27 protein-coding genes and 1 pseudogene are annotated in these 26,422 nt (G+C 42.5%); 16 read left to right on the forward strand and 12 right to left on the reverse strand.

The annotated features are described in order from the left end of the window. Nucleotides 1-87: 87 nt before the first annotated feature. Nucleotides 88-552, reverse strand: a complete 465-nt coding sequence (locus myaer_RS01480) for an MEKHLA domain-containing protein (protein ID WP_046660659.1) — start codon at nucleotides 550-552, stop codon at nucleotides 88-90. 22 nt (nucleotides 553-574) lie between these two features. Then, the gene (locus myaer_RS01485; RefSeq protein WP_046660660.1) at nucleotides 575-1,756 is read right to left on the reverse strand and encodes a M20 family metallopeptidase; all 1,182 of its coding nucleotides are present in this window, start codon (nucleotides 1,754-1,756) and stop codon (nucleotides 575-577) included. Between the two features lie 227 nt (nucleotides 1,757-1,983). Here myaer_RS01485 and queF point away from each other — a divergent pair, with 227 nt between their 5' ends. After that, nucleotides 1,984-2,379 carry a preQ(1) synthase gene (gene queF, locus myaer_RS01490; RefSeq protein WP_002740916.1) on the forward strand — a complete coding sequence of 132 codons (396 nt, stop codon included), beginning with the start codon at nucleotides 1,984-1,986 and terminating at the stop codon, nucleotides 2,377-2,379. A 132-nt stretch (nucleotides 2,380-2,511) separates the two neighbouring features. On the opposite strand, the gene myaer_RS22620 is transcribed toward queF, so the two are convergent. Next, nucleotides 2,512-2,676: a putative toxin-antitoxin system toxin component, PIN family gene (locus myaer_RS22620; RefSeq protein ID WP_080949700.1), complete on the reverse strand. Its 165-nt coding sequence runs from the start codon at nucleotides 2,674-2,676 to the stop codon at nucleotides 2,512-2,514. Between the two features lie 326 nt (nucleotides 2,677-3,002). Between myaer_RS22620 and myaer_RS21480 the strand changes: the two genes are divergently transcribed. The 5 genes from myaer_RS21480 (at nucleotide 3,003) to myaer_RS01515 (ending at nucleotide 7,865) form a co-directional block, all read left to right on the forward strand. After that, on the forward strand, nucleotides 3,003-3,179 hold the full coding sequence (locus myaer_RS21480; protein WP_008196917.1) for a hypothetical protein: 177 nt from the start codon (nucleotides 3,003-3,005) through the stop codon (nucleotides 3,177-3,179). Continuing rightward, nucleotides 3,176-4,234, forward strand: coding sequence for a DUF3326 domain-containing protein (locus myaer_RS01500; RefSeq protein WP_046660661.1), 1,059 nt, complete (start codon nucleotides 3,176-3,178; stop codon nucleotides 4,232-4,234). The genes myaer_RS21480 and myaer_RS01500 overlap by 4 nt, the downstream gene beginning before the upstream one ends. Then, nucleotides 4,231-4,812 carry a CPBP family intramembrane glutamic endopeptidase gene (locus myaer_RS01505; RefSeq protein ID WP_046660662.1) on the forward strand — a complete coding sequence of 194 codons (582 nt, stop codon included), beginning with the start codon at nucleotides 4,231-4,233 and terminating at the stop codon, nucleotides 4,810-4,812. The genes myaer_RS01500 and myaer_RS01505 overlap by 4 nt, the downstream gene beginning before the upstream one ends. A gap of 110 nt (nucleotides 4,813-4,922) precedes the next feature. Next, nucleotides 4,923-5,366, forward strand: coding sequence for a DUF3531 family protein (locus tag myaer_RS01510; RefSeq protein ID WP_046660663.1), 444 nt, complete (start codon nucleotides 4,923-4,925; stop codon nucleotides 5,364-5,366). A 144-nt stretch (nucleotides 5,367-5,510) separates the two neighbouring features. Further along, complete coding sequence (locus tag myaer_RS01515; RefSeq protein WP_046660664.1) at nucleotides 5,511-7,865, forward strand: GH116 family glycosyl hydrolase; 2,355 nt, start codon at nucleotides 5,511-5,513, stop codon at nucleotides 7,863-7,865. Nucleotides 7,866-8,026: 161 nt separating this feature from the next. Here myaer_RS01515 and myaer_RS01520 read toward each other — a convergent pair whose 3' ends face one another. The 6 genes from myaer_RS01520 to myaer_RS01545 all read right to left on the reverse strand — a co-directional run bounded on the left by myaer_RS01520 (nucleotide 8,027) and on the right by myaer_RS01545 (nucleotide 12,966). Next, on the reverse strand, nucleotides 8,027-8,434 hold the full coding sequence (locus myaer_RS01520; RefSeq protein ID WP_046660665.1) for a helix-turn-helix domain-containing protein: 408 nt from the start codon (nucleotides 8,432-8,434) through the stop codon (nucleotides 8,027-8,029). Between the two features lie 52 nt (nucleotides 8,435-8,486). Then, entirely contained in the window at nucleotides 8,487-10,433 is a 1,947-nt protein-coding gene (locus myaer_RS01525; RefSeq protein WP_046660666.1) for a pentapeptide repeat-containing protein, read from the reverse strand. 5 nt (nucleotides 10,434-10,438) lie between these two features. After that, the gene (locus tag myaer_RS01530) at nucleotides 10,439-10,723 is read right to left on the reverse strand and encodes a DUF2103 domain-containing protein (RefSeq protein WP_002732155.1); all 285 of its coding nucleotides are present in this window, start codon (nucleotides 10,721-10,723) and stop codon (nucleotides 10,439-10,441) included. A gap of 2 nt (nucleotides 10,724-10,725) precedes the next feature. Then, nucleotides 10,726-11,019: an ATP-dependent Clp protease adapter ClpS gene (gene clpS / locus myaer_RS01535; RefSeq protein ID WP_046660668.1), complete on the reverse strand. Its 294-nt coding sequence runs from the start codon at nucleotides 11,017-11,019 to the stop codon at nucleotides 10,726-10,728. A 55-nt stretch (nucleotides 11,020-11,074) separates the two neighbouring features. After that, nucleotides 11,075-12,208 carry a glycosyltransferase family 4 protein gene (locus myaer_RS01540; RefSeq protein ID WP_002775633.1) on the reverse strand — a complete coding sequence of 378 codons (1,134 nt, stop codon included), beginning with the start codon at nucleotides 12,206-12,208 and terminating at the stop codon, nucleotides 11,075-11,077. Between the two features lie 95 nt (nucleotides 12,209-12,303). Next, nucleotides 12,304-12,966, reverse strand: a complete 663-nt coding sequence (locus tag myaer_RS01545; RefSeq protein WP_046660671.1) for a 4'-phosphopantetheinyl transferase family protein — start codon at nucleotides 12,964-12,966, stop codon at nucleotides 12,304-12,306. Nucleotides 12,967-13,076: 110 nt separating this feature from the next. Here myaer_RS01545 and myaer_RS01550 point away from each other — a divergent pair, with 110 nt between their 5' ends. The 4 genes from myaer_RS01550 to myaer_RS01565 all read left to right on the forward strand — a co-directional run bounded on the left by myaer_RS01550 (nucleotide 13,077) and on the right by myaer_RS01565 (nucleotide 17,111). Continuing rightward, nucleotides 13,077-14,018, forward strand: a complete 942-nt coding sequence (locus tag myaer_RS01550; RefSeq protein ID WP_046660672.1) for a serine hydrolase — start codon at nucleotides 13,077-13,079, stop codon at nucleotides 14,016-14,018. A gap of 240 nt (nucleotides 14,019-14,258) precedes the next feature. Further along, the gene (locus tag myaer_RS01555) at nucleotides 14,259-15,608 is read left to right on the forward strand and encodes a ParA family protein (RefSeq protein ID WP_046660674.1); all 1,350 of its coding nucleotides are present in this window, start codon (nucleotides 14,259-14,261) and stop codon (nucleotides 15,606-15,608) included. Continuing rightward, complete coding sequence (locus tag myaer_RS01560; RefSeq protein ID WP_046660675.1) at nucleotides 15,609-16,292, forward strand: hypothetical protein; 684 nt, start codon at nucleotides 15,609-15,611, stop codon at nucleotides 16,290-16,292. A gap of 126 nt (nucleotides 16,293-16,418) precedes the next feature. After that, nucleotides 16,419-17,111: a Uma2 family endonuclease gene (locus tag myaer_RS01565; protein ID WP_174236438.1), complete on the forward strand. Its 693-nt coding sequence runs from the start codon at nucleotides 16,419-16,421 to the stop codon at nucleotides 17,109-17,111. A 288-nt stretch (nucleotides 17,112-17,399) separates the two neighbouring features. Here myaer_RS01565 and cobA read toward each other — a convergent pair whose 3' ends face one another. From cobA to cbiT, 3 genes are read right to left on the reverse strand one after another with little or no spacing between them, the layout of a single operon-like run. Beyond that, nucleotides 17,400-18,917 (reverse strand): uroporphyrinogen-III C-methyltransferase, encoded by a 1,518-nt coding sequence (gene cobA, locus myaer_RS01570; protein ID WP_046660677.1) that lies wholly within the window; start codon nucleotides 18,915-18,917, stop codon nucleotides 17,400-17,402. Nucleotides 18,918-18,970: 53 nt separating this feature from the next. Next, nucleotides 18,971-19,888 (reverse strand): phosphatidate cytidylyltransferase, encoded by a 918-nt coding sequence (locus myaer_RS01575; protein ID WP_046660679.1) that lies wholly within the window; start codon nucleotides 19,886-19,888, stop codon nucleotides 18,971-18,973. A gap of 42 nt (nucleotides 19,889-19,930) precedes the next feature. Continuing rightward, the gene (cbiT, locus tag myaer_RS01580) at nucleotides 19,931-20,521 is read right to left on the reverse strand and encodes a precorrin-6Y C5,15-methyltransferase subunit CbiT (protein ID WP_002732225.1); all 591 of its coding nucleotides are present in this window, start codon (nucleotides 20,519-20,521) and stop codon (nucleotides 19,931-19,933) included. A 506-nt stretch (nucleotides 20,522-21,027) separates the two neighbouring features. On the opposite strand from cbiT, the gene myaer_RS01585 reads away from it, so the two are divergent. The 6 genes and pseudogenes from myaer_RS01585 to myaer_RS01615 all read left to right on the forward strand — a co-directional run bounded on the left by myaer_RS01585 (nucleotide 21,028) and on the right by myaer_RS01615 (nucleotide 26,172). Further along, nucleotides 21,028-21,792 (forward strand): PD-(D/E)XK nuclease family protein, encoded by a 765-nt coding sequence (locus myaer_RS01585; protein ID WP_046660682.1) that lies wholly within the window; start codon nucleotides 21,028-21,030, stop codon nucleotides 21,790-21,792. Nucleotides 21,793-22,423: 631 nt separating this feature from the next. After that, a complete protein-coding gene (locus tag myaer_RS01595) occupies nucleotides 22,424-23,113 on the forward strand; it encodes a J domain-containing protein (protein WP_046660683.1) in 690 nt (229 codons plus the stop codon). Nucleotides 23,114-23,187: 74 nt separating this feature from the next. Then, nucleotides 23,188-23,799, forward strand: coding sequence for a DUF3611 family protein (locus myaer_RS01600; RefSeq protein WP_002800798.1), 612 nt, complete (start codon nucleotides 23,188-23,190; stop codon nucleotides 23,797-23,799). Nucleotides 23,800-23,801: 2 nt separating this feature from the next. After that, entirely contained in the window at nucleotides 23,802-24,143 is a 342-nt protein-coding gene (locus tag myaer_RS01605) for a DUF565 domain-containing protein (protein ID WP_002794165.1), read from the forward strand. A gap of 136 nt (nucleotides 24,144-24,279) precedes the next feature. Then, nucleotides 24,280-24,618: pseudogene (locus myaer_RS01610) on the forward strand (zinc ribbon domain-containing protein); the annotation flags it as partial. Between the two features lie 6 nt (nucleotides 24,619-24,624). After that, entirely contained in the window at nucleotides 24,625-26,172 is a 1,548-nt protein-coding gene (locus myaer_RS01615) for a mercuric reductase (protein ID WP_046660684.1), read from the forward strand. The last annotated feature ends 250 nt before the right edge of the window (nucleotides 26,173-26,422 follow it).

The raw sequence follows: 26,422 nt of genomic DNA on the forward strand, positions 1-26,422 counted from the left end.
GTGTGGGGTGTGGGGAGAGGGAAGTGGGGAGAGGGAAGTGGGGAAGTGGGGAAGTGGGGACGGAGTTTAAAGGCAGTACAGCTTAAATCAGAGAAAAATCCAATCGGCAAAAGTGGCAGCCTGTCCGCAGTAAATGCCGTCACGATCGATGATATTCCAAACGATCGCTTTTTCAATGCGAAATAGTTGACCGTTTTTCGTGATCCTTACCCCGTGATAATCGTTGATATAGCCCTTTTTTTTGACTAAATCCAGCATTTTTTGGCGTTCTTGGGCGGGTTCCTCTCCCTGTACCGTTGCTCGCGAAGGAGTTGTTAATAATTCTGGCCAAGTTAAACCCCAGAGATCGAGGGCGCTGCGATTACCATAGTTAAAGATCGGATTAGTTTGTGTACCGTGGGAAACTAGGACAAAAGGGGCATAAAAGAGCATTTTACTCTGTTCTTTGCCAGTACCGATCCGGGGCAAAAGCGATCGCCCGATTAACTGTTCATAACTATCCAGCAGCAATTCTGTCCAAGCTATAATAGCTAAATCTTGCCAAATTTCCATAAAATTATCTTGAAAAACTGGTTTAATCTTCCCTTTGCCAATATTTATAGGCAGCGTAGGCTAAAGTAATCACTCCCGTCAGAATTGCCGACTCATCCACTAAAAATTCCGGATGGTGAAGGGGGGGATTGAGGAGGTTAGGAGAACCCACTCCCAGACGGAACATTGTCCCCGGGGCCTGTTGCAAATAAAGGGAAAAATCCTCGGCCCCCATGGAGGGTTCCGAGAGAATTAAAACCCGATCCCGTCCCCAAGCTTCTAAACCAGCTTCTTCCACCAAACGAGTTAAAAATTGGTCATTTTGTACCGATGGCACGCCCCGACGATATTTTACTTGACATTTAGCGTTATATGTGCTACAGACATTCGTGACCAAACTCTCGATCCATTCCGGGAGATGGGCGTGGGTTTCTGGGTGCAGCGATCGCACGGTTCCCGCCATGCGTACCTGATCGGCGATGACGTTGGGGGCGCGACCACCGCTAATCTGCCCGATGGTGAGGACAATGGGACGCAAAGGGTTTTGAGTCCGACTAATTGCCTGTTGCAAAGTGGTGATTACTTGGGAGGCGATCCAGATAGCATCGATGGCCTCGTGGGGCCGGGCCCCGTGGCCGGATTCCCCTTGGATAAAAATCTCCAGATCGTCGGCAGCCGCGGTTAAGGCCCCGTAACGAACTCCGATCGATCGGGCCGGAATCGAGGGGAAAACGTGCAGCCCGAAAACGGCGCTGACATCCCGCATCACCCCCTCCCGGATCATCCAACTGGCCCCCTGGGCGATTTCCTCTGCTGGTTGAAAGAGAAAGCGTATTTTTCCCCCCAAAGGTTCCGAAAGACGGGAAAGCACCATCGCCACCCCTAAACCGACGGTAGCATGAACATCGTGACCGCAGGCGTGCATAATCCCCGGTTTGCGGGAAGCAAAGTCTAAATCGGTTCTTTCTTGGATTGGTAGGGCATCCATATCGGCCCGGATGGCTAAAATCCTTCGATCACTGCCTTTTCCCGCCAATTCTCCCTTAACGCCGGTTTTTCCCACCGCTTCCTGCACCGATAGACCACAGGAAGACAAAACCCCGGCAATATAGGCGGCAGTTTGATATTCTTGCCCGCTTAACTCTGGATTCGCGTGAATGTGGCGGCGAATCTCCACTAATCGGGGCGCGAGACTCTCGGCTATGTTTTTAATCTCGGAGAGCATGAAACCAGTTTTACAGTATCTTTAGAGTTAATCATAGATCATTTTTTACCTGAAAATTGGGTTTGGCTGATTTTCAGTCTGCATTGTCTTCTCGGCATTCTTTCAACCCTGGACTAAGCTAATTTGTCAAGAGGATGCAGGAGTTACTATTCATCTCTTGACTCGGCAACGCCTCTTAAGAGAATATTCCAGCTATGATAGGAAACATTGTCTAGTTAGGAAAAAACATGGTTCAGTCTTCCGAAAAAATTGAGGTTAAGTACGGGGAAAGAGAAATTGCCGAAGGAACATTAATTACTTTTCCCAATCCACGCCCAGGCAGAAATTACGATATTCAGATCACTCTGCCGGAATATACCTGTAAGTGTCCCTTTTCCGGTTATCCCGATTTTGCCACTATTTATCTTAGCTACGTTCCCGATCAAAAGGTGATGGAATTAAAGGCGATTAAACTTTATATTAATAGTTATCGTGATCGTTATATTTCCCACGAAGAAGCAATTAACCAAATTTTAGATGATTTGGTGGCCGCTTGCGAACCCTTGCAGATGAAAGTTAAGGGGGATTTTCATCCCAGAGGTAACGTACATACCGTGGTGGAGGTGATGTATAAAAAAGAATAGCATAATTGTCTAGTTTGGGGATGGGTTAGCCCCCATCTCTAGCTGTTCTAGTTTTTGTTGTTCAAGTTTTTTGCTATCGTCGTCTTCAATACTCATTTTGAACTTGTCCTCTATACTTAATTTGACTTAGAGTTAATTCCTAAAGATTTCTAAAAATTGAGATACAGTAAAGACTTGAGTAACACCTAAGTTCGGTAGATACTGAAAATCCTGATCACCTGTAATCAAATAATCAGCACCAGAGGATATGGCACAAGCTAAAAATTTAGCGTCTTTTCTATCCCTAGGTAAGTCAATCTAACGATTGACATCAGCAGCAGTTGTAAAGAGTGTAAACATCCTCAAACATTTTGGTTTTTTCTGATCAGGAACTTTCAATTTTTTGCGGTTAAGCACATCTTTATATTCTGTTAGGATTTCAGAAGAAACTATCCATTGATAATCGCTCTTACTGGTAACTAGGCGGCTCTCTTATTCTTTGTGTGATCAGTTTAACTTATATAGTAGCGGTCAATCTTTGTGTCCTTTGTCTCTTTGTGGTTCCTGACCCAGAGGGCCGATAAGCCAGCGCAAGAGGGCAAAATCTTGATAAACTGAGGGGATAACTATCCTGGACTATTCCCATGACCACTCACTTTATTAGTGCCGAAATCGACCTACAGGAAACCCCGCAACAACTGGAGCAAGAAATCGAAAAAGAATTAGCCAAACGCGGTGAACCCTTGCGCTGGGCAATCACAGAAGTGGATACCGAGAATAATCAAGTCAAAGTCGAAGCGATTGTCACCACTGCCTCGTGAATTCCCGTCCCTATACCGCCGTACTAATTATTCCCACCGGCATCGGGGCAGCGATTGGCGGTTATGCTGGGGATGGCCTTCCCGTGGCCAGAGCGATCGCTCAAGTTTGCGATCGCCTAATTACCCATCCCAATGTCCTCAACGGCGCACAACTGTACTGGCCCCTGGCCAACACCCATTATGTGGAGGGTTACGCTTTAGATCGTTTTGCCCGGGGGGATTGGGGATTAAGTCCCGTCCATCAAAATCGCATCGGGTTACTATTCGATCGCGCCATTGAATTTGACCTCTTGCAAAGACACCTTCAGGCTGCCGATGCTGTCCGGGCTACCCTAGGCTTAGATCTGACCGATTACCTTGTCACCGATGCCCCCTTAAATGTGCAGTTGCGAGAGGCAGCCTCCGGGGCCAGTTGGGGAACAATTGGCAATCCCGACAGCTTGCTGCGGGGGGCAGAAAAACTGATTAAGCAAGGCCGAGCGGAAGCGATCGCCATTGTTGCCCGTTTTCCCGACGATCCCGATAGCATTGCCCTGGCTAATTATCGCCATGGTCAGGGGGTGGATCCCCTTGCCGGGGCCGAAGCGGTGATTTCCCATCTGGTGGTGCGACAATTCCAAATACCGGCGGCCCACGCTCCCGCTTTAAGTCCGCTGCCCCTCGATCCGCAACTTTCCCCCAAGGCCGCGGCCGAAGAAATCGGTTATACTTTTTTACCCTGCGTTTTGGTGGGTTTGAGTCGCGCCCCCCAATTGGTCAAGCGGCCCGGTCCCGATGCTATTTGGGGCCGGGAGGTGGACGCGCTGATCGTTCCCGCCAGTGCCTGTGGCTGTAGCACAGTTTTAAGTTTTTGTCAAGAAAAAACCGTACTGATTGCCGTACAGGAAAATAGTACAAGAATGAAGGTAGCCCCGGAACCCCTAGGGGTGAAAGCAATTAGGGTACACTCGTATATGGAGGCGATCGGTGCGATCGTTTGTCAACGGGCAGGGGTTAGCCTCGCATCTCTTCGCCCTAATTTAAACTCTTTACGCTGTTTATCCGAGAATCCGTGACTAATTCCCCTAATCCCGAATTTGATCCCCTGACACGCACACAAGTCCTCACCATTATGGCGGTAACGGCGATTGTCCTGCTGGTAGTCGCCAAAGTTTGGCAATATTTCGGTGCGATCGCTATTCCTGCCATTCGCTGGACTCTCCCAGATTTCCTGTTCGGATTAGCCTTAGCGGGGGCAATTAGTGGAATTAGTGGGCTTCTCTATCGTTTTTGGTCTAGTTATCGCCATAGTGCTAACGCTTACTTAGAATTAGTCATTAAACCTTTAGCATGGCCCGATTTAATTTGGATTGGATTACTGCCGGGGTTAAGTGAAGAATTATTATTTCGCGGGGTGATTTTGCCAGCTTTGGGCTTAAATATCTTTGGTTTAACCGTTTCTAGTCTAATTTTTGGGATCCTGCATTTTAGCGGTTCCCAACAATGGCCCTATGTTATCTGGGCAACTGTTGTCGGTTTTGCCCTCGGTTATACCGTCATCATCACCGGTAATTTATTAATCCCGATCCTCGCTCATATTATCACCAATCTCCTCGCTAGTTTTCTCTGGAAATTACAGCATAGTAATCAGTAATCAGTAATCAGTTATCAGTAATCAGTTATCAGTGGGGAAGTTATCAGTGGGGAAGTTATCAGTAATCAGTTATCAGTTATCAGTGACTACTCCTGTCTCCTATAAAAAAAATGGAAGTGCAATTTCGCGAATTTAATCCTTTTGATGTCTGGTTTTGGCTGGAATTTTCGACGGTTCCCTCGAATATAGAACAGCAATATGTAGAAGAAGTTTTTGCCTCTTGGTTTTATTTGGGTAAATTAGGGGCTTTCAATGCCGAAAACCTACAGGTACAAGAGGTAGGAGTCGATATTAGTTATATGGAATACGATCCAGATATGGCCGAAAATGCCTTTATGTCACCGATGCACAATATGACCGATTTTGAATACTTAGGTACTTGGGGACGTTGTTGGTTTGACCTTGGTACTAGCGATCTTATTGCTTTAGATATTTTAATCAATGCCTTGACCCAATTAAGTAAGGATTTTGTCGATATTAAACGTTTAATTATCGGTGGAGAAAATCAAGATTGGCCAATTAGCGATCGCAGCAATTATCTCTTTAGCGAATAATTAGGGTTTACTGAAAAAGTTTCTTGGTGGAGTCCGTATTCTCCGAGTCAGGAGTTTATTTTTATTTATTTATTCTCCCCACACCCCACACCCTACACCCCACACCCCACTTCCCCACACCCCACACCCCACTTAAAAACATCTATGCTTAATCTCGTCTCCCTTCCAGAAATTCCCGCCGCTGCTTGGAAACGTCCTCTGGGCAAAGGTTGGGAAAAACCCTACAGCGTCCGTTACGCCAGCAATTTAGATGATGGTCCTTGGCATGGGATGCCTCTGGGGGGATTTGGGGCCGGTTGCATCGGACGTTCCCCCAAAGGTGACTTTAACCTCTGGCATCTGGACGGCGGTGAACACAGTTTTAATAGCCTTGCCGCCTGTCAATTTAGCATTTTTGAACAAACAGAAGACGGAAGCGCCCAAGCCTACGCTATGGCGACGGAAAGCCCCACGGATGGAACATTATCGCGCTGGTCGTGGTATCCAGCCGAAAAGGGAACATATTCTGCCCTTTATCCCCGCAGTTGGTACGAGTACAAAAATGTTTTTCAGACTCAATTAATTTGTGAACAATTCTCACCGGTTTGGGCGCATAATTACCAAGAAAGTAGTTATCCTATAGCCCTATTTGAATGGACGGCTCATAATCCCACCGATAAACCGATTACTATTAGTATTATGCTGACTTGGCAAAATACAATCGGTTGGTTTACTAACGCGATTAAATCCCCAGTGGTTAAGGTGAGAGATGATGGTAGTCCCGTCTATGAATATCAATCAAAATGGGGGGAAAGTGAGGGTAATTATAATCAATGGATTGTCGATAATTTCCGCGTTGGCTGTCTAATGCGTCGAGATTACGAAAACCCCGGGGAAGGGGATGGACAGATGGCGATTGCCAGTATCACTAATCCGAGTCTAGAGGTATTTTATCTGGGTAAATGGAACCCTGCGGGCGATGGGGGCGAAGTTTGGGACTATTTCGCCATGAATGGCTCTTTACCAGATATTGAGGACGAAACCCCCGCCCAAAAAGGGGAACAAACGGCCACGGCCATGGCGATTCGTTTTACCATTCGTCCGGGGAAAACTCGCAAAATTCCTTTTATTTTAGCTTGGGATTTACCCGTCACGGAATTTGCCCAAGGAATTAACTATTATCGTCGTTATACGGACTTTTTCGGTCGCAATGGTCAAAATGCTTGGGCGATGGTACGCACGGCTTTAAAACACGGCGACACATGGCGAGAAAATATTATTAACTGGCAAAAACCGATCCTAGAACGCAGCGATCTGGCCGATTGGTTTAAAATGGCTTTATTTAACGAATTATACCTCCTAACTGACGGCGGTACTCTCTGGACGGCCGCCACGGAACGGGATGCCATCGGTCAATTTGGGGTCTTAGAATGTATTGATTATCGTTGGTATGAAAGTCTTGATGTGCGTCTCTATGGTTCCTTTGGGTTATTGATGTTATGGCCGCGCTTAGAAAAGGCCGTGATGGAAGCTTTTGCGAGGGCAATTCCCAGCAGTGACGACACTCCTCGGATTATTGGATATAACCAAGCTAGTGCCATTCGTAAGGCTAAAAATGCCACTCCCCACGATTTAGGCGCACCCAATGAACACCCTTGGCAAAAGAGCAATTACACCAGTTATCAAGATTGTAATCTCTGGAAAGACTTAGGCAGTGATTTTGTTTTATTAGTCTATCGGGATTATTTATTAACGGGGGCTAAAGATGAGGATTTTCTGCGGGAATGTTGGCCGTCAATTGTCCTGACTTTGCAATATTTAAAAACTTTTGACCTTGATAAGGATGGGATTCCCGAAAATTCCGGCGCACCAGACCAAACCTTTGATGATTGGCGTTTACAGGGAATTAGTGCCTATTGTGGTGGGTTGTGGATAGCGGCACTAGAAGCAACGATTAAAATTGGGGCAATTCTTGGGGAAGATACGGCAATTTTTGCCGGTTGGTTACAGCAATCTCGCGCTATTTATCATCAGACTCTCTGGAATGGAGAATATTATAATTTAGATAGTGGCAGTGGTTCCGATGTGGTGATGACTGATCAATTATGCGGTCAATTTTATGCCCGTTTATTGGCTTTACCGGATGTGGTAGAAAATCAATACACGCAATCAGCTTTAAGTAAGATTTATGAGGCTTGTTTTCTCAAGTTTCATGGGGGAAAATTTGGGGCGGCAAATGGTTTAAAACCCGATGGTACTCCCGAAAATCCCGAGGCAACTCATCCCTTGGAAGTTTGGGTAGGAATTAATTTTGGGTTGGTGGCTTTTTTACTACAAATGGGAATGGAAAAGCAAGGATGGCAAATTACAGAAGCGGTGGTGAAACAAGTCTATGAAAATGGCTTACAATTTCGCACCCCAGAAGCAATAACATCGGTGGGAACTTTTCGCGCCTGTCATTATTTACGCGCCATGGCTATCTGGGCTATCTATGGGGTTTTGACGGAATTTCAGGGATAAATTTTCTTGGAGATATCCCCCTTTTCTCAACTTCAATTTCCCTCCTTGAATATTGGCTAAAAAATGTGGGTGGTGTCTTTTCTTCGATCAGATTTGCTCATCACCACAACCTTAAAAGAGTCGAGTAATTTAGATAGTCAAGAGCTTAAGTAGGTAGGCGTTCAAAATAAACTTGAGTCAACGTGAAAAAACTGTCCTAACTTTATAGCTTGTTTTTCTGTTATTATTTGTTGGCCAATAAGAATATCAGAAACTATTGTTTTTGAACCTAGTATATCTGATAAATCTTTTTCTTGTAAGTTGTTAGCTTCCATGAATTCCCAGAGTATTGAATGGGGTTCTGATTCTTCAAGGGGATAATGATCTTGTTCGTACTTTTCGATTAAAGTCAAGAGTAAATTTAACAAGGTGGTTTCTTCTAGACTGCGATTTTCTCGATGAGATAAGGCCTCAGCTAGGTTAATAGCCTGTTCGTTTTCTGCCTCGTTTTCTATCACTTTTGGTAGATACTCGGCTAGTAACCTTCCGTAGGTATCACGGTTTAAAGTAAGGGTCATTTTTCCACTCATATTTCTGTTACCCAAAACGAAAAGATAACTGCTGTATTCAAATTTTTACAGTTTATTTTAAATAAATCAAGAGATTTAACCCCGGAATCGTGCGCGAGAGAGTCCAGATAAGGAGAGTAATATAAAAGATGCCGATACCCCATTGATACCAAACTAAAAAAGAAATGATAGCGGGTAATTCTCGATCGCGAACTCGCCAATCATTAAAGCCTAATTTTAGCAAATTATTGAGACTTAAATCGTAATAATTTAACCAATTCCAACGCTTTTGCCAAGGAATAGGAGTATAACGATCGCGAAAGAGGGGAAATTCGGGAACCACGGGTAAACGGGTGATTAATAAGCGTAATTGTCGCATACTACCATCTTGCAGGAAATAGGAACTATCCATTAAATCGTGATAGCGTCCCCGACGATAAAGTTCGATAATTAAAATTAGGGGTAAGGGGACAAGAATTAGGGCAATAGCTGTTAAAGTTAGTAGGGGACGACTGGCAGATTGCAGGATATTAAACACACCAGAAAGGGTGAGAATAATATAGCTAGTTACCATACAAAAGATTTCATAACGATTAGGAATTACTGGTTTAGGAGTGAGACGACGCACGCGATCAATTAACCAAAATAAACAGCCAAAATAGGCAAAAATTATGATTCCTGTCCCGAAAACTAAACTAAAATTTGTACCATCTTGACTTAAGAGTAATAGTAAAGCAAGGAAAGAAGTATGTAGAAAATCAGCTACCCAAGTGAGGTTAATTAGGCGAATAACTGAGATATTATTTAGCTTTTGTTTTAACTGTTGTAATCGCAATTTTTCGGTTTTGTATTCAATTTGATTAGCATCAGCAATTTGTTCTAGGGAGCGAAAATTACGAACTAAATTTCTTAAAACTGTCTCATTTCCTGTTAAAGTTGGTAAATAAATTGCTTGACCAATTACTCCTCTATCTCCCAGTATTTTCGCTTTATCGGAATCAAAAGCTAATCCCGATACACTCAAATAACTATTGTTAGTAAAAGTGGAATTACTAAAATCTACCTGATCTAAAAGTTTCACATCTTGAAAACTAACCACACCATTAAAATAACTAGACCGGAAAGCGCCCGATTTTTCAAAAGTGGCATTTCTAAAGGTTAATAAATTTAAAAATCTACTCTTAGAAAATAGCGGACGATCTCGCCATTGACTTTGGGAAAAATTAGCTTCTTTTTGCCAGAAAGTACGGGTAAAATCTGCGGGTTTATCGTATTTAGTTTGATCAAAATAAGCTTCGGCAGTAAAATGACTGCCATGGAAGTTAGTAATACTTTTAAAATGTGCGCTGCGAAAGATGGCTTTATTTAAAAATTGACTTTGACTAAAATTTACATCTCCCATAAAATTGGCTTTGGTAAATTTTGCCACCCTAGCAAAACGCGATTCTACCCAATTACTTTCACGACTAAATTTTGCTGCCATTGCTTCGACAATTTGCAGAAAAAAAGTCTTAGAAAAGTCCACTTCTCCCATAAATACGGTTCCCTGCAACTTCACCGGTCCACGAAATACTGTGACATTAAAAACCGGTTCATCGCTATCGAATAAAAAATTTTCGTCCTGTTGTAATAACTGTTCTTCCGTGGGTGATAACAAGGTAGCAAGGGCCACTTTTGTTAAAGGAGTCGGTAAACCCAGACGGGAAGCGATAAAATTGCCTTGAATTAAGGAATTACTAAAATCTAAACCTAGGGGTTGTTTAGCGCGATTAATTTGACCTTGAATCTGTTGATAAAATTGTTCTTGCAGTTCTTTATTTTCATCGCGGATATCGATAACTAAATTGGCTAAATCGATAGTAGTCATCCCTTCTTTAAGGACGGGTGCGCTTAAACGTTCCTGCAATAAAGTTACTGTTAAGGGAACCCTATCCACTACTGCCAAACTAGGGAGAGAATGTAAACAGAAAAACAGAAAAACAATGATTAGTAACCAGCAGCTTTTCAACAACGCACCCACGACAGTTATTTTCCTAAACAAGCTTGGATAGCCATTTCTAAATCCTCTTGGTTTAAATCGGTAATAACAAAGACTTCCTGAACACTTTTTCCTGTCCTCGCAATCAGCTTAAAACCACCACGAATCGGCACTGATATCCGCAATTGTAACCGCGGACAATGACCTTTTGAGCGAGAAAGTACCCCCGGGGTGACAGTGGTGATTCCCTGATAAGTAATTAACTTTTCTAATACCGCAATCAACCCCGGAATATGAGTAGAATGATTCCAAACTAAGCGACCATTATTCATAATTATGCGGCCTCTAGGGGAGCCATGGTTAATCCTTCCCGTCGCAATTGTTGGTGATAAAGTTCCGCTTGTTCTTGGGGACCTGTCCAGACAATTGCCTGTCCTTGGTAGTGAACTTGATTAGTTAATTCCCAAGCTTGCTCGGTAGTCATATCCGGGATATATTTAATTAAACAATTGGCCACATGATCGAAGGTGTTAAAGTCATCGTTGAGAACAATAACTTTATAGTTGGGATAAGTCTTTTTCACCCCTTGGGTGGACTTATCTAAGGTGGTACTGGGTGCGCTGGCCATAAAAGTTACAATAGGTCAAGGTTTTTGCGGTTAAATTCGAGCATTTTGACAACAATTAAGCGGCAAAAGCCACAGAATTATTATTCAAAACTTGGTGATAGTAATTTAATAACTGTTTGGTGGCCGCTTGCCATGCCCATTTTTCCGCTTCTAGACGCGCATTTCGTCGTAATTCCTCTCTTTCTGCCTTGGCGGTTAGTAATCTTTGGGTGGCACTAATTAAACCCTTTTCATCCCTAGGATCGAAGAGATGACCATTAACTCCATCGGTGACAATATCGGGAATTCCCCCCGAATTTGCCGCCACCACCGGACAACCGGCAGCCATGGATTCTAAGAGTACCAAACCGAGGGTTTCTGTGCGTGAGGGAAACAGAAAAGCATCTGCGGAAGCAAAAGCGGAGGCTAATTCTAACCCCTGTAAATAACCGACAAAATGGGTATTTGTGTCAGCAAAATGACTTGTTAAAGCTTCCCGATGGGGACCATCTCCCACAATGGCAAATCTTGCTTCGGGAATCGCTTCTAAGACTGGTTTAATGCGATCGATTTCTTTTTCGGCCGACACTCGACCAACGTATAATAAGAGAGGACTATCGGGGTTATTTTGGGATAATTTCAGTCTCATAGCTGGGGATTTTAAATGAGGTTGAAATAATTCCGTATCGACTCCCCTTTGCCAAAGCTCTACCTTTTCAATGCCACGACTAGATAATTCTTGCACCATAGCGGTGGAAGTACAGAGATTTAAACTTGCTTGATTGTGGGCCAATTTTAATAATTCCCAGAGTAATCCTTCTAGGGAACCTAATCCATAGTGTTGTAGGTATTGGGGGAGATGGGTATGATAGGAAGCGACGAGGGGAATGTTCATAGTTTTGGCAAAATAAATGCCTCCCACCCCTAAAACAGCCGGGTTAACCACATGAATAATATCAGGTTTAAACCTCTCTAAAGCTTGACCGACTGAAGGCCGGGGGAAAGCCATTTTTAATTCCGGATATAGGGGTAAGGGAATCCCTGTAACTCCATGAATTTTAGCACCTTTGTACTCCTTTAAACCGCCATCGGGAGAGAAAACTAATACCTGATGACCTAATCTTTGTAGGTGTTCTACGGTATGTTTAAGACGGGTGACAATGCCATCGATTTTCGGTAAGAAGGTTTCTGTAAAAAGAGCAATTCGCATAGAGAAAACAAGGTTAAGTAATAATTAAGGACAAGCTTTTTGAGATAGCTAGGAATAATTACTGAATTTCTCAAGGCAATTAACTCCCCAATTAATCATAGATCAGAAAGGCCAAAGGTTTTAATCACTCGATCGCTACCTTCGATAACCACCGTCGCTCGATAATTATCGCCGATTGCTGCCGTCCATAATTGCCATTCCCCCGCCACATTGTCTAATTTTAAGGGATTAAGGCCCACTTCCACTCGATCGAGTCCCCCGCTAATTCCCGTTCCCAGTGCCTTTAAATAAGCCTCTTTTGCCGTCCATAACTGAAAAAATAGCTTTTCCTTCTCTGGGGACTTTTCAACAAGCTCATGTTCCTTAGCACAAAAAAACCTTTTTGTCAAGCTATTTAAATCTTTCATCTGGCGCATTTTCTCTAAATCTACCCCGATGCGAGCGGTTAAAGTCAAGCCACAGATTGCCATCTCCTCGGAATGGGAGAGATTAAACTGCAATTGGTAGTTAATACTCGGTTTTCCCCGTTCACTGTAGATAAACTCGATTTTTTCGGGACTTATCGCCAAATATGACCCTAAAATCTCGCGTAAACACCCCCTAGCCGCCAAAAAACGCCGCTTGTGTTCGGGAAAATGGTAACGATTAGCTCTAATTATTTCATCTTCCGAGAGCAAAGAAGCCAGTTTTTCTAGTCTATCCCCAGAGGGATCAAGACTGATAAAATAGAGATGAACCTCATCGGTAGATATAAACATTAAACTCAGAAGCTCTCAAATAATTAATTATCGGTAAATTTTACCGTAAAATGAGAATTGCCGATTCAAGAATTTATCCACCTTCTAACTCTTGACTTTGCAGCACACCTATGAACTTTTTTCATACTGAAGACCATCTCCAACAGTTCGGTACAGATATTTTAGAAACAACTTGGCGAGAATTTCCCCAATTAGCTCAAGAACAAATTGCCCTAACTTGGATAGTATATGATCCTCCCGTTGTCGTCAACACGGGGGGAGCAATTTCTCACGAAGAATTCTGGAAATATTCCCCCCGCGGATTTAGTTATCGCGGACAAGAAAGAACCTATCCTGCCAGTTTAGTTAAATTATTTTATCTAGTAGCAATTCATGAGTGGTTAGAGGGGGGAATGATTCCCGAAAGCACCGAATTAAATCGCGCCATTCGTGACATGATTTTTGACTCTAGTAATGATGCTACCAGTTTAGTTGTAGATCTGGTTACAGGAACCACTAGCGGTCCAGAAATTGCCGCCAGTCCCTTTGAAACTTGGAAGCAACAACGCAACATAGTTAATCGTTATTTTCAATCCTTAAATTGGCCGGAATTAGCGACAATTAACGTTAATCAAAAAACTTGGTCTGACGGTCCCTATGGACGTGAACGCGCTTTTTTAGGGGAATTAATGGAGAATCGCAATATGTTAACTAGCAATGCAGTGGCGCGTTTAATTCATACTATTATCGGGGGGATTGCGGTTTCTTCCCAACGTTCCCAGATGATGATGTCTTTACTAAAACGAAGTCTTAATCCTGCTGATTGGACAAGTCAAGGAGATGATACACAAATCTTAGGATTTTTGGGGCAAGGATTACCAGAAAATAGTCAAATTTGGTCAAAAGCTGGTTGGACAAGTCAAGTACGTCACGATGCAGCCTATATTGAAATTCCCCATCATACTCCCTATCTCTTGGTGGTATTTACCGAGGGAAAAGATAACAGTCAAAATCGCTCAATTTTACCTTTTATTTCCCAGAAAGTAGCCGAGAAAATTATGCAGTTTAATTAATTTAAGCTGTAAGTAGGATGGTTTTCTCTGTCATTGTCAAAAGTGCTAGATAAACATCCTACTGCCATAAACCCTTAAATTTACTGATATTCATCTCAATATATAGCTTTTCTGGGATAGATGGGGTTTGTTCTTGCCGCTGAAATACTTGATTAAGTTTAGTCTGTGCTTTACCTTGACGGGAAGGGCTATCACCATTTAAACTAACAATAAGTTGTTTTTAAGTATTTCCTCAAATATGTGACTTTCAACCCTCACCATTGTCATAACGAAAGGGAAGTGGAGAGTAAATTAATTGTCCAGTATTTACTCCCCAAACTAGGCTACAATCCTGAACATTGGTATCAACAAGTTAGCTTCGGTAAAGTCCGCCTAGATTTCCTTGTTTCCGCTCAAAAACCTATCAACAAAAAGCAGTTTTTACCCTCTCACTGTCTAATCATCGAGGCTAAAAACCCCAGAGAAAAGCTCATCAATCATTGTCACCGCTTAGGTTATTATCTCAACTACTTTAAAGTGCAGTGGGGATTATTAACCAATGGTGATGAGATTCAACTTTATCGAAGAAAACCCGATAAAATTTATTTAGTTTTTAGATGTTCTGGGTTAGAAATTGCCTCTCACTTAGAACAGTTAAAATCTCTGATTGGCTACGAAACTTTATCCCTGGGTATTCCACCGCTTAATTCTCCAACAATCAACCACAAAAATCCCATGAAAACCATCGCAATTTATCATCATAAAGGTGGTGTTGGTAAAACCACCGTCGCTACCAATCTAGCGGCAGCCTTGAGTAAAAAAGGTAAGCGAGTTTTATTAATTGATATTGATGCTCAAGCTAACAGTACTTTTGCCGTTGGTTTAATTAAGTTTCAATTCGATGATGACGATGATTTAAAAGATAAAAATGTCTTTCATTTGCTAGATAACAGTAACCGCATTTTTATTGAGAATATCGTCAGAAAGTCTCAAGGATTCAATCATCCCGAAATTGATGTTATTCCCTCTCACATATCTTTAATTGCTAACCAAGCTAAAATTAAAGATAATGCAGCGGTATTTGCTAGATTGGCAAGAAAATTAGAGAAAGTAAATAATCAATACGATATTGTAATTATTGATGCACCTCCCGCACTTGATTTATATGCACGCATTGCTTTAATTGCAGCTGACTATCTAATAATTCCTTCAGATCTTAAACCATTTTCTAATCAAGGATTAGATAGCGTTAAAAACTTTGTTCAAGAGGAAATAAATGAAAGTCGTGGAGATTTGGGTAAACCAACCCTACAAATTTTAGGCGTTTTACCTTCCAAAATTTCCACCCACGCTCAATACTTAAAATATAATTTCCCCAAACAAAAACAAGTGATTCCAGACAAGTATGGTTTACCCTTGATGGAATCAATTATCTCGGAAAGAATGCCTTTATCTCGCTGTATAAATCAATACGTTACCGTGGGAGATTTAGAAATTCCTGCTCCCCAATCTATAATCGATTATGCGGAACATCAAGCTGATGCGGGAGTATCAGCAGCAGAATTTGAAGCCTTAGCACTGGAAGTTTTAGCTAAAATAGGAGTTAAATAAATGTGTAAATTTTTACGAGTCGATATTACTGATATTAATCCTTCTCTTCCCAGAGAAACCTTCTCTGAAACTGAATTGGAGAATTTAGCCAATCTTATTATTGAAATGGGTGGACTTATTCGCCCTGCTATTCTCAAAAAAGCTGATAATAAAAAAGTTGATGAACGTTATAATATTATCAGTGGAGATTTAGAATATTATGCTTCTGTCATCGCCAATCAGAAAGTTCCTGACATCGAGATGATTAACGCTTTTGTAGTTGATAAAGAAGCGGAGAATATCGCTTTAAAGCAAATAAAGTTATTATCTCCTTCTCCTGGGTTAATTACCACGCCTGAAAAAACAGATAATCCTCTAGAATTGAGGGTGAGTAATCTTGAAAAACGATTAGAAACCCAGTTACAAGCAATCCGAGAGGAGTACCAAAAAGAAATCAAAAGACTGGAAGAAAAAATTATTATTTCTCCTCCTCCTCCTGCTTCTCCTCCTTCTAAGTCGATTTTAGAGCTTTTGAATAGCTGTGATGCTAATCAACTTAAAAAAGCGGGAATAAATAAAACAGTTACTGGAAATTTTCTAAAGGAGAAGCCCTTTATTTCTCTTAATGATATCACTGATCGAGTAGATAAAATGGGAGAAAAAACTTTGATCAAATTAATGGATTATTTGCTGACTTCTAATTGATTTTTGTGGGTGTGTTGAGCTACTTTAACACACCCTACCGATGGATGTTATAATAATGGAAGATTAGGAAAAAATTCTGATCCGATAGTGGGCAAAAATTAACTAGAGGGTGAAAAGAGAAAACTTATGACAACTACCCCAGTAATAGCTGATTCTTTAACAATTCCTCCCCTAGAAAACGGCGATAAATTAACTCGATGGGAATTTGAACGACGTTATCAAGGGATGCCCCATCTCAAAAAAGCGGAATTAATTGAAGGAATTGTTTATATGGCATCTCCCTTGAGAATTACCCAACATGGTGAACCCCACGCGCATATTATGTTATGGTTGGGTTTTTATAAAGCTTTTACCCCCTATCTGCAATTAGGGGATAATTGCACCGTGAGATTAGATATTGATAACGAACCCCAACCGGATGCCCTATTAAGAATTGATAAGGGAGGACAATCGACAATTAGTCAAGATGATTATGTAGAAGGCGCGCCGGAATTAATTGTCGAAATTGCCGCTTCCAGTGCTTCCTACGATGTTCATCAAAAATTAAATGTTTACCGTCGCAATCAAGTCCAAGAATATCTAGTCTGGCGGTTTTATGAACAAGAAATTGATTGGTTTCGGCTACAGGCAGGAGAATATATTCAACTAGAACCCCATAGTGATGCCATAATGCGCTCCCAAATCTTCCCCGGTTTATGGCTGGATAAAAACGCTTTATTAATGGGCGACTTAGGAAAAGTTTTAGTTATTTTGCAGCGGGGGTTAGAGACAACAGAACATCGAGATTTTGTCAATAAATTAACTGCCAATCACAGCTAAATTTTAAAATTAGACAATTATTCTTGCTCCCCTCTCCTAAGTAGATAGGTGTTAAAAATTGTCACATCCCCCTTATTAAGGCGGGATTAAGGGGGCAGGGGAGGATCGAAACCAAAATCTATCTTCAATTTAATTGAAACCACTTACTTAATACCATGTATGACACACTTTTTGAAAAATGGTATAAGCCAACACAGATTTAGACATTTTAAACCAGTGAAAAGCCACCCTTGATAAGGGGCTTTGATCCTCCCAACCCCGGCTGCCGCAAATACGGCGGCGAGGATGTTAGGTCTTACTCCACTCGATTAAAGCGCTAGTCAATCCTTCTAGGGTGTATTCTTGCGCCTCGATATCAACACGACCAAATAACTCTTGACAGGTTTTTGAAGTTTGCGGACCAATAGAAGCCAGACAAACTTTTTCTAAGAGGGAATTAACCGATAATTCTGCCGTTTCTTGTCGCAATAACTGATAAAAATTCTGGACGGTTTTGGAACTGGCAAAGGTGACTATATCGACTTTCCCATCTCGAAACGCTTCCCAGATGCCACTATCCATGCGTGCCGGACATCCGGAATAATATGCGGCCACTTCCGTCACCTGACCGGCTTTGGCCGTTAATTCCTTAACTAATATCTCTCTGCCTCCCGTTTCCACGCGAGGAAAGAGGAATTTTTGCCCCCTAATCGGGTCGGGAAACTCGTTTACCAAGGCATCGGCGACAAAATCCCCCGGGATAAAATCCGCTTTTAATCCCCGTGAGTGCAAAACTTGGCTGGTTTTTTTGCCCACCACGGCGATTTTTACGGTCGCTAAAGCCCTAGCATCTTTTCCCCAAAATGTCAAGCGATCGAAGAAAAAATTAACAGCATTGGCAGAAGTTAAAATCAGCCAATCAAACTCTTTTAACTGAGCGATGGCATCGTCTAAACCTTGCCAACTGTCGGGGGGACGAATCTCTAAAGCGGGCATTTCCAGGACTTCTGCGCCTTGATTTTGCAAAATTTCGCTAAATTGACTCGTTTGCTCGGCGGCACGGGTAATAACAATAGTTTTACCGCCTAGGGGTGGGGGAGAAGACATAATCGCCAGATCCACAACTTGACCAATGACCATAATAGAGGGTGAGAGGGACACCCCGGCGGTTTGAGCGAGAATATTTTCTAAAGTGCCGCGCCAAATTTTTTGATCCTTGCGTCCCGCCTGACGGATAATAGCGATCGAGTCGTCAATATTCCGCCCATTTTGGTATAATTTCTCGATAATTTGCCCTAAAGACTGACCGGCCATCAATAGCACAAGTGTATCAATTTTAGCTAAGGCTGACCAATCGAGAGACTCGGTATCGTGAGCGCTCAAGACCGCAAAACAGCGACTAATATCCTTTTCGGTCAGGGGAATTCCGGCCAATAAAGGAGCGGCTAAAGCGGAGGAAATACCGGTTATCAGTTCAAAATCACAGCCAGCCTGCTTTAAGGCTAACATTTCAGGATATACTCGCCCAAAAACCCCCGGATCACCACTTTTAAGCCGAATAACTCGTTTTCCCTCTTGACAATAATTAACCAGTATCCGATTAATCTGATTCTGCTCGGCCCCGGGTTGTCCCCCCCGTTTGCCTACATCGACTAAAACACAGGTTTTTGGCACTAGGGAGAAGATTTGACTATCCACTAGGGCATCGTACAGCAAAACCTCGGCCGTGGCTAAAATTGCTCGCGCTTGCAGGGTGAGAAAACTGCTCTGACCGATTCCCGCACCGAGAAGATAAACTTTACCCCGGGGATGGACGACTGCTGACATAATCGCAAATTTGGGTTTAATCTTTAATCTAGCACTGGAGAAGATACAAATTACTAGCGCAACAAGGGCAGCAGTAAAGTGACGAAATAATATACTAGGGGAGCGGTGAACACATAACTATCAGTGCGATCGAGTATACCACCGTGACCGGGGATTAACTGCCCGGAATCCTTGACCCCGGCATCGCGTTTCATCATCGATTCGGTCAAATCGCCCAATAAACTGACAATACCAATTAATAAGCCTAAAATTAAGCCCGTCAGCTGCCAATAGGGCCAATCTAAATACCAAGCACCCAAATCGGCCACCGCTATACTGCCTAAAATGCCAAAAAAGGAACCTTCCACGGTTTTTTTGGGACTAATCAGCGATAAAATGGTTTTCCCTAACCATTTTCCCATGATATAGGCTCCGATATCGGCGGCCCAAATGCAACCGAAAGCTAGAAAAGTCACCGTCAAAGCGGCCGGGAATAATTTCGGTTCCATCCAGGATTCCGGCCAATATCCCATCAGGGGTAAGTTACTGGCCATAGCCACGGGACCACTTTCGGGAGAAAAACCGACGCGTAAACGAATCCAATAACTGGGTAAGTAACCACCGTAAAACAGACCGAGAATTGAGGTGGAAATATCGGCAATTGTCGCCATTTTTGGCTGAAAGAGCAGATAAAAACAAATTAACGCCCCAGCCAGGGGAAACATGGCATCGGTGAGGGGGGCTGCCATAGTTGCCGTCAGCAGTAATAATTGTGAAACTACAAGAGTGGTTTTAGCGGCCGGTTCAATGCCTTTAGCGCGAACTAAGCGAAAATACTCTAATTGTCCCAAAAAGACGATAACACCGATGCCGAGGGTGAAATACCAACCCCCAACGATAATAATTCCCAGTGCGAAGGCAATAGCAAAAATAGCGCTGACAATGCGTGGCCAAGGCATGGTTAATCCAGAGAAGTTAGGCGGCATTGTCATAATTATATAGATTAAGAAAACTTTATGGAAGGTTATCCACAATTAAAGTTTATCGCCGCTCAGGATAAACATGGGATCAACGGCGGCAAAAACTTGGTGAATACCCCTAGTTTCTAGGCGATTTACTGCCGCTTGGACAATCTCGATATTACGCGCCTGTAAATTAGAAAAGCCTTCGGAAAATTGATAGAGGGTTTCTAAATTATTGGCCGTAGCCACGATGCGGCCGTTGGGTTTCAGGTATTGCCACACTTCTTGCAGAACCGATTTAATCGGTTTGCCGCCCTCGATACAGACGCGATCGGGTGCGAGGGATATATTGGGCAGACAATCGGGTGCGCTGCCTTCAAAAACCGTAACATTTTTTACCCCAAAGCGATCGCAATTACGGCGGATTAAACTGGCCACTTCTTCATCCCTTTCAATAGCAATAATCGGACTATTGGGGCATAATAAGCCAATTTCAACGGGAATAGTGCCGGTTCCTGCGCCTATATCCCAGAAAACCCCCCCATCACCTAACCGCAAAGCGGAAATCATCAATAATCTCACCTCGCGTTTACTCAGGGGAATCCCGGGCAAACGTTCAAACAATTCATCGGGAATACCGGGGGTTTTATATAACCAAGTCATGGGGAATCAATTATCGAGAAGCTTCACTAGCAAGCATTATTATATAAGTCTGTCAAATTTTCTTTATTAAGTAAACAGGGACTTTTCTCGGCATAAAACCCTGATTATAGCTCTAAAAAGCTATTGTCTGTCAATAAGCTAAGACGTATTTTAACCCCCGATCCTTAGATTAGGTCAATCTCTCCCAATCCTTTTACTGTTGCAAGACTGCCACAGTCCCTCATCTCAACAAGCAATTTAAATAGGCGGGCAGCTGATCTTAATGATGAGATAGGAAGTTTTTGTTTTGGTGGGTCAGTCCTCCGTCGTCAACACCAAATTACGTTACACTTCATCTTTATGAGAAAGGCCGTCATGATCCTTTTTCTTAAGCATAGATTTTCCTAATCAATTTCTTTGGGTATTGTCTATCAAATGTTACTAAATACTCTGGCTATTCAACCTTCTTAGCATCTGTCAGCCAAAAACCATAGACTAACTCCTGTTTGAGCAACTATAACTCTATCATGTCTAATATCTATCGTCTTGCCCAGGGCCATTTAAACCTATTGGAAACCTGTCCACCGAGATTTCAAAAAGTCTATCTAGAGCAACTTAACACACCGGCTGACCCCGGGCAATTGCAGCGGCAAGAATGGGGCAGTCAGTTTCACCTATTATTACAGCAGCGGGAATTAGGGCTGCCGATCACGTCCCTATTACGCGAAAATGAACAGTTAGAACATTGTTTAACGGCCCTATTAAAGGCCGCCCCGGCAATTGCCCAAAATCCGGGAGAAGCTAATCGAGAAGCAGAACATTGTCGCAGTTTAACTGTGGGTAATTATTTATTAACGGTTATCTATGATTTAATTTTACTAGAGAGCGATCGAGCGGTAATTTTTGACTGGAAAACCTACTTAAAACCTATCGATGCCGACAAACTAGCCAAAAATTGGCAGACGAGACTTTATCTGTATGTTTTGGCAGAAACTTCTGCTTATCCTCTTGATAGTTTATCGATGACCTATTGGTTTGTGCAGTTACCCCGCAGCCCCGAACAAATTACTTTTAACTATAATCGCAAACTACACCAACGGACAGGACGGGATTTACGCCGTTTATTGAAGGATCTCGATCTCTATCTATCAGCATACCAAAATGATTTAGTCGATTTTCCCCATCGTCCCGATTGTCAGCTTCATTGTCCCTATTATCTTAGACAAGAGCGATCGGGCCAAATAGACTTACCCTCGATCGAGGATATCCCTGAAATCAATCCTTTTGTCTAATTATTGCCAATTTTGTCAGTATTCTCAATTCAGAATTCTGAAGATTATTTTTATTTATTCTCCCTTCTCCCCCTCTCCCCCTCCCTTCTCCCCAATTCATAATTCATACTTTGTGCTTTTTGTCAAAACAACTTTTTCTTTGTAATAAAACTAAACAAAAAAAAGATCATCGTTGTGGGTGAAATTGACTAATTTACCCGTCTTAATTAGGATTACCTTGTAGGTGTGGCAAGGGTTTCAACCCTTGCCACCCAAAAAAGCACAGAATAACCCACTATGAAATTCTATCAAATCGCTGTAACCATTGTAAAATCGTTGTTAAATAAAAATCTTTCTCAATTAATTCTTAAGAATTTATAAATATTGCGGAATGTTAATTTAAATATTCTCAAGTTTTTTGGGTCAATATATAACTTTTGCTTATCTTTGGCAAACATTGGGTTAGAAGTCAGAAGTCGGGAGTCAGAAGTCAGTATTCAGGAAACAGGAGATTATTTTTATGTATTCTTCCCACACCCCACACCCCACACCCCACACCCCACACCCCACTTTCCCACTCTCGACAATTCCCCTTCTCTGCCGCGTTAACCATGGTCGATAATAACAAAAGACAGATCGATCGCTTGCGCTCATGACCGGCAACCACTACCAAACCTTAGAAATTAGCCATAAATCGACCCCTGAGGAGATTAAACGGGCTTATCGGCGTTTAGCCAGACAATTCCATCCCGATAGTCAAAACGATAGTGCCAGTCACGATAAAATCGTCGCTATTAACGCCGCCTACGAGATTTTAAGCGATCCGAGACTAAGAAAGGACTACGATAACCAACTAATCGCCAATTCTCCCGAAAAACGCGCCCAACGCACCGCCACCGCCCAAGCAAATTATCATCGTTACAAAGAAACGGTCCAGGAAGACGAGGCCCTAGTCAAACAGTGGTATAACCAGACCTATAGCCCGATTAATCGCCTGATCGGTCAAATTATCCGGCCCCTCAAAGGTCAGATCGATCACCTATCCGCGGATCCCTTCGATGATCGGTTAATGGCTGTTTTTCAAGACTATCTAGAAACCTGTCGCCAAAATCTCGATCGAGCCAAAACCCTCTTTTCCCAACGGCCTAATCCTGCCAAAATGGCTAAAGTGGCCGCTTCTCTCTACTACTGTCTCAATCATCTCACTGACGGACTAGAAGAATTAGAAACCTTTACCCTTAACTACGATGATCGCTCTCTCCACACTGGTCAAGAAATGTTTCGTATGGCCCAGCGTTTACAGGTAGAAGCTAAACAGATAGCCAGTCAGTGCCAAAATTAAATCTCTAGCCATGGGCAAAAAAAAAGACGAAAATAGATCAGGACTAGATTTACCCAATCCCTAGCTTAACCCCGATGAGAGACAAACAATCAGAAATTACCAATATATCCACCCCTAGAGATTCTGATCTTTATTCCTTGCCTCCCGCCGTCCAACGGGCTGCTAATATCCTTTTACGTCAGGGAAGAATCGGTTTTTGGACGCAGATTGTCCTAGGCGTAATTTCAGGGGTTTTATTACTCATTGCTACCGCTAGTTTATTAGGGACGAGACAACGCACTTCCGGTATTGAAATCGGTGTTTTATGTGCCATTGGTGGGGCTGGTTTCTTGGTGGTTGCCATTTTCTTTTCCTCTCGTTACATGAAAATCGCCCGTCAAATGTTGAGGGGTGATCAAGATAGTCGCCCGAAAAAATCCGATACTATTCAATTAATCCGTCAGGGTTTAATCGCTAATATTATCGGGATGTTTTTAACGATTTTGGGAGCGCAAGCCTTGGCGGGAATCGTCTTAATTAAATCCCTCAATGTTCCCCAAGGTACTTTTAATGTTGCCTCTAACCCCAGTCAATTTGTTAATTCTGTTGACCTGTTAATTGTGCAGGCTAATACTAATACAATTCTCGCTCACTTTACTGGTATTGTTACCTCTTTGTGGCTTCTTAATCGTATTACTTCTAAATAAATATGACCATGCAACGCACCCGTTTAAGTACGCTGGCTAATGTCACCAGCAGTCGATTTAATAGCTTTTTTGGTAATCCTTGGCGGCGGATTTCCCTCCAGATAATTTGTGTTTTATTTGGAGTTTTTTCTGGTCAAGCAATTGTCACTACTGCTGGTCAAACTGCTCAATGGGATGTCACCGCTGCCGGTTTATTGCTGCTGTTTACGGAGGCGACTAGCCGGATTGTTTATCGAAAAAGTTCCCAGGCTAAACCAGCACCGATTCTGCGAGAATCTCTCAATTTACTAAAAATTGGTATCACCTATAGTTTATTTCTAGAAGCCTTTAAAATTGGCTCTTAAATCCCCAATTGAAAAATGAAACGCACAACTCCTTAAGAGTTGACAGAGAAAGTCTCATCAGGTTTTGTCCGATTAATACAACAACAACTAACATAGAACCAAGAAACTTGCTCTACCAACTTGGCCAAGAGGGAAATTTATTGACTATAAACTACAGAATAAAGGCGGTTTATTGATGGAGATTGATAGATTTTTCCCTAGCTCTAAAACCTGTTCTTATTGTCTCTATCAAATGTTTGATATGCCGTTAGAAGTTAGAAAATGGACTTGTCCAAGCTATGGTACACATCACGATAGAGACGAAAATGCAGCTAAAAAAATAAGAGCAGAAGGCATCAGACAATTATTGGTCTCAGGAACTCGGACCACTGCTCAAAGAGGAGAAGTAAGTCAAAAAGGTGGATGTAAATCTGTCTTGAGGCATTCCCCTGTAAATTCCGAAGTCTTGACAACTGCGCCTAGGGAGTCGAGGTAGTTCACTATGTTTCAAAATAGCTCTAGTAAAGTCAATATTCTCCCCATGGACGAACATAATCAAAAATTAGTTAATTATGTTCATCCCGCCGATTGGGTCAATCCACAACCCCAGGATTGTTATGATTTAGTCGTCATCGGTGCGGGTACTGCGGGTTTAGTCGTAGCGGCGGGGGCGGCGGGTTTAGATATAGGTTTAAAAGTGGCTTTAGTGGAAAAACACTTAATGGGGGGAGATTGCCTCAATTTCGGTTGTATTCCTTCTAAATGTCTGATTCGTTCCTCTAGAATTATCGGGGAAATTGAGAAAGCCAAAAAATTAGGAATTGATATTGGGGATACTAGGGTAGATTTTGCCAGAGTCATGACCAGAATGCGGCAAATTCGCGCCGATATTAGCCATAATGATTCGGTGCAACGTTTCCAAAAACTAGGTATCGATGTCTTCTTGGGTAGCGCTCGTTTTTTAGGACAAAATGCCGTGGCAGTGGCGGGAAAAACCCTCGCTTATAAAAAAGCCGTCATTGCCACTGGTACTAGGGCCCTTCATCCCGATATCCCCGGACTAAAAGAAGCGGGATTTTATACCAATGAAACAATTTTTTCCCTCACAGAATTACCTCCTCGATTAGCTATTATCGGTGGCGGGCCGATTGGTTGTGAATTAGCTCAAGCTTTTCAACGGTTAGGCACGCAAGTGACTTTATTTCATAATCATTCCCATCTGTTGAATAAAGAAGACCCAGAAGCAGCCGCAATTATTGAGCATACTTTCCTGCGGGAAGGAATGCAGTTGATTCTCTGCTGCCAAATTGAACGGGTGAGAAAAAATGAGCGGGGTAAAACCATTGAATATACTAGCAACGGTCAAGGAGCAACTATCACCGTTGATGAGATTTTAGTCGCTGCCGGCCGGGGGCCTAATCTGTCAGGATTAAATTTAGAAGCAGTGGCCGTGGAATACGATACTCGTCGGGGAGTCAAAGTTAATGATTATCTGCAAACTACTAACCCGAAAATTTATGCGGCCGGTGATATCTGTATGGATTGGAAATTTACCCATGCTGCCGATGCAGCCGCCCGTATTGTGATTAAAAATACCCTCTTTTCTCCCTTCGGTTTCGGACGCTATAAGCTCAGTAATTTAGTTATGCCTTGGGTCACTTATACTGACCCAGAAATCGCCCATGTGGGCATGGATGAAACCCAGGCACAAGCCCGGGGATTGGCCACTAATACTATTAAAATTCCTTTTAGTATAGTCGATCGAGCTATCGCTGATGGCGAAACGGACGGTTTTTTAAAAATTATTCACAAACAAGGTTCCGACCAAATTTTAGGAGCCACTATCGTCGCCACCCACGCCGGTGAGATGATTTCTGAAATTACCACCGCTATGGTTGCTAAAATCGGACTGAGTAAACTCTCTATTGTTATTCATCCCTACCCCACCCAAGCGGAAGCGATTAAAAAGGCCGCCGATGCCTATCGTCGAACTCTCTTGACTCCTAATAGTAAAAAATTCTTGGAATTGTTGACTAAATTATCCCGTTAAAATCAGTTATAAGTTATCAGTTATCAGTTATCAGATGTGAGTTATCAGTTTACAAGGGACGAATCTAAAACCTTTGACTCTTGCCTTCAGAAGCTGATTACTGTTTACTATCCACTGAAAAAACTTCCATCAACAGTGTCTCACTGATTACTGTTTACTGTTTACTGATTACTGGAAAAGCTTCCCAACTCCCACTCGGCAATAACTACTGGCAGCCAGAAATACGTTGGCTACATATCATACTTTATGC

The organism is Microcystis aeruginosa NIES-2549 (assembly GCF_000981785.2).
Classification (GTDB): Bacteria; Cyanobacteriota; Cyanobacteriia; order Cyanobacteriales; family Microcystaceae; genus Microcystis; species Microcystis aeruginosa_C.

Bases quoted from the DNA above. Each gene is read 5' to 3' on its own strand.
- myaer_RS01480 (WP_046660659.1), bottom strand. From the start codon at position 552: ATGGAAATTTGGCAAGATTTAGCTATTATAGCTTGGACAGAATTGCTG.
- myaer_RS01485 (WP_046660660.1), bottom strand. From the start codon at position 1,756: ATGCTCTCCGAGATTAAAAACATAGCCGAGAGTCTCGCGCCCCGATTA.
- queF (WP_002740916.1), top strand. From the start codon at position 1,984: ATGGTTCAGTCTTCCGAAAAAATTGAGGTTAAGTACGGGGAAAGAGAA.
- myaer_RS21480 (WP_008196917.1), top strand. From the start codon at position 3,003: ATGACCACTCACTTTATTAGTGCCGAAATCGACCTACAGGAAACCCCG.
- myaer_RS01510 (WP_046660663.1), top strand. From the start codon at position 4,923: ATGGAAGTGCAATTTCGCGAATTTAATCCTTTTGATGTCTGGTTTTGG.
- myaer_RS01515 (WP_046660664.1), top strand. From the start codon at position 5,511: ATGCTTAATCTCGTCTCCCTTCCAGAAATTCCCGCCGCTGCTTGGAAA.
- myaer_RS01520 (WP_046660665.1), bottom strand. From the start codon at position 8,434: ATGAGTGGAAAAATGACCCTTACTTTAAACCGTGATACCTACGGAAGG.
- myaer_RS01530 (WP_002732155.1), bottom strand. From the start codon at position 10,723: ATGAATAATGGTCGCTTAGTTTGGAATCATTCTACTCATATTCCGGGG.
- clpS (WP_046660668.1), bottom strand. From the start codon at position 11,019: ATGGCCAGCGCACCCAGTACCACCTTAGATAAGTCCACCCAAGGGGTG.
- myaer_RS01540 (WP_002775633.1), bottom strand. From the start codon at position 12,208: ATGCGAATTGCTCTTTTTACAGAAACCTTCTTACCGAAAATCGATGGC.
- myaer_RS01545 (WP_046660671.1), bottom strand. From the start codon at position 12,966: ATGTTTATATCTACCGATGAGGTTCATCTCTATTTTATCAGTCTTGAT.
- myaer_RS01550 (WP_046660672.1), top strand. From the start codon at position 13,077: ATGAACTTTTTTCATACTGAAGACCATCTCCAACAGTTCGGTACAGAT.
- myaer_RS01560 (WP_046660675.1), top strand. From the start codon at position 15,609: ATGTGTAAATTTTTACGAGTCGATATTACTGATATTAATCCTTCTCTT.
- myaer_RS01565 (WP_174236438.1), top strand. From the start codon at position 16,419: ATGACAACTACCCCAGTAATAGCTGATTCTTTAACAATTCCTCCCCTA.
- cobA (WP_046660677.1), bottom strand. From the start codon at position 18,917: ATGTCAGCAGTCGTCCATCCCCGGGGTAAAGTTTATCTTCTCGGTGCG.
- myaer_RS01575 (WP_046660679.1), bottom strand. From the start codon at position 19,888: ATGACAATGCCGCCTAACTTCTCTGGATTAACCATGCCTTGGCCACGC.
- cbiT (WP_002732225.1), bottom strand. From the start codon at position 20,521: ATGACTTGGTTATATAAAACCCCCGGTATTCCCGATGAATTGTTTGAA.
- myaer_RS01585 (WP_046660682.1), top strand. From the start codon at position 21,028: ATGTCTAATATCTATCGTCTTGCCCAGGGCCATTTAAACCTATTGGAA.
- myaer_RS01595 (WP_046660683.1), top strand. From the start codon at position 22,424: ATGACCGGCAACCACTACCAAACCTTAGAAATTAGCCATAAATCGACC.
- myaer_RS01600 (WP_002800798.1), top strand. From the start codon at position 23,188: ATGAGAGACAAACAATCAGAAATTACCAATATATCCACCCCTAGAGAT.
- myaer_RS01605 (WP_002794165.1), top strand. From the start codon at position 23,802: ATGACCATGCAACGCACCCGTTTAAGTACGCTGGCTAATGTCACCAGC.
- myaer_RS01615 (WP_046660684.1), top strand. From the start codon at position 24,625: ATGTTTCAAAATAGCTCTAGTAAAGTCAATATTCTCCCCATGGACGAA.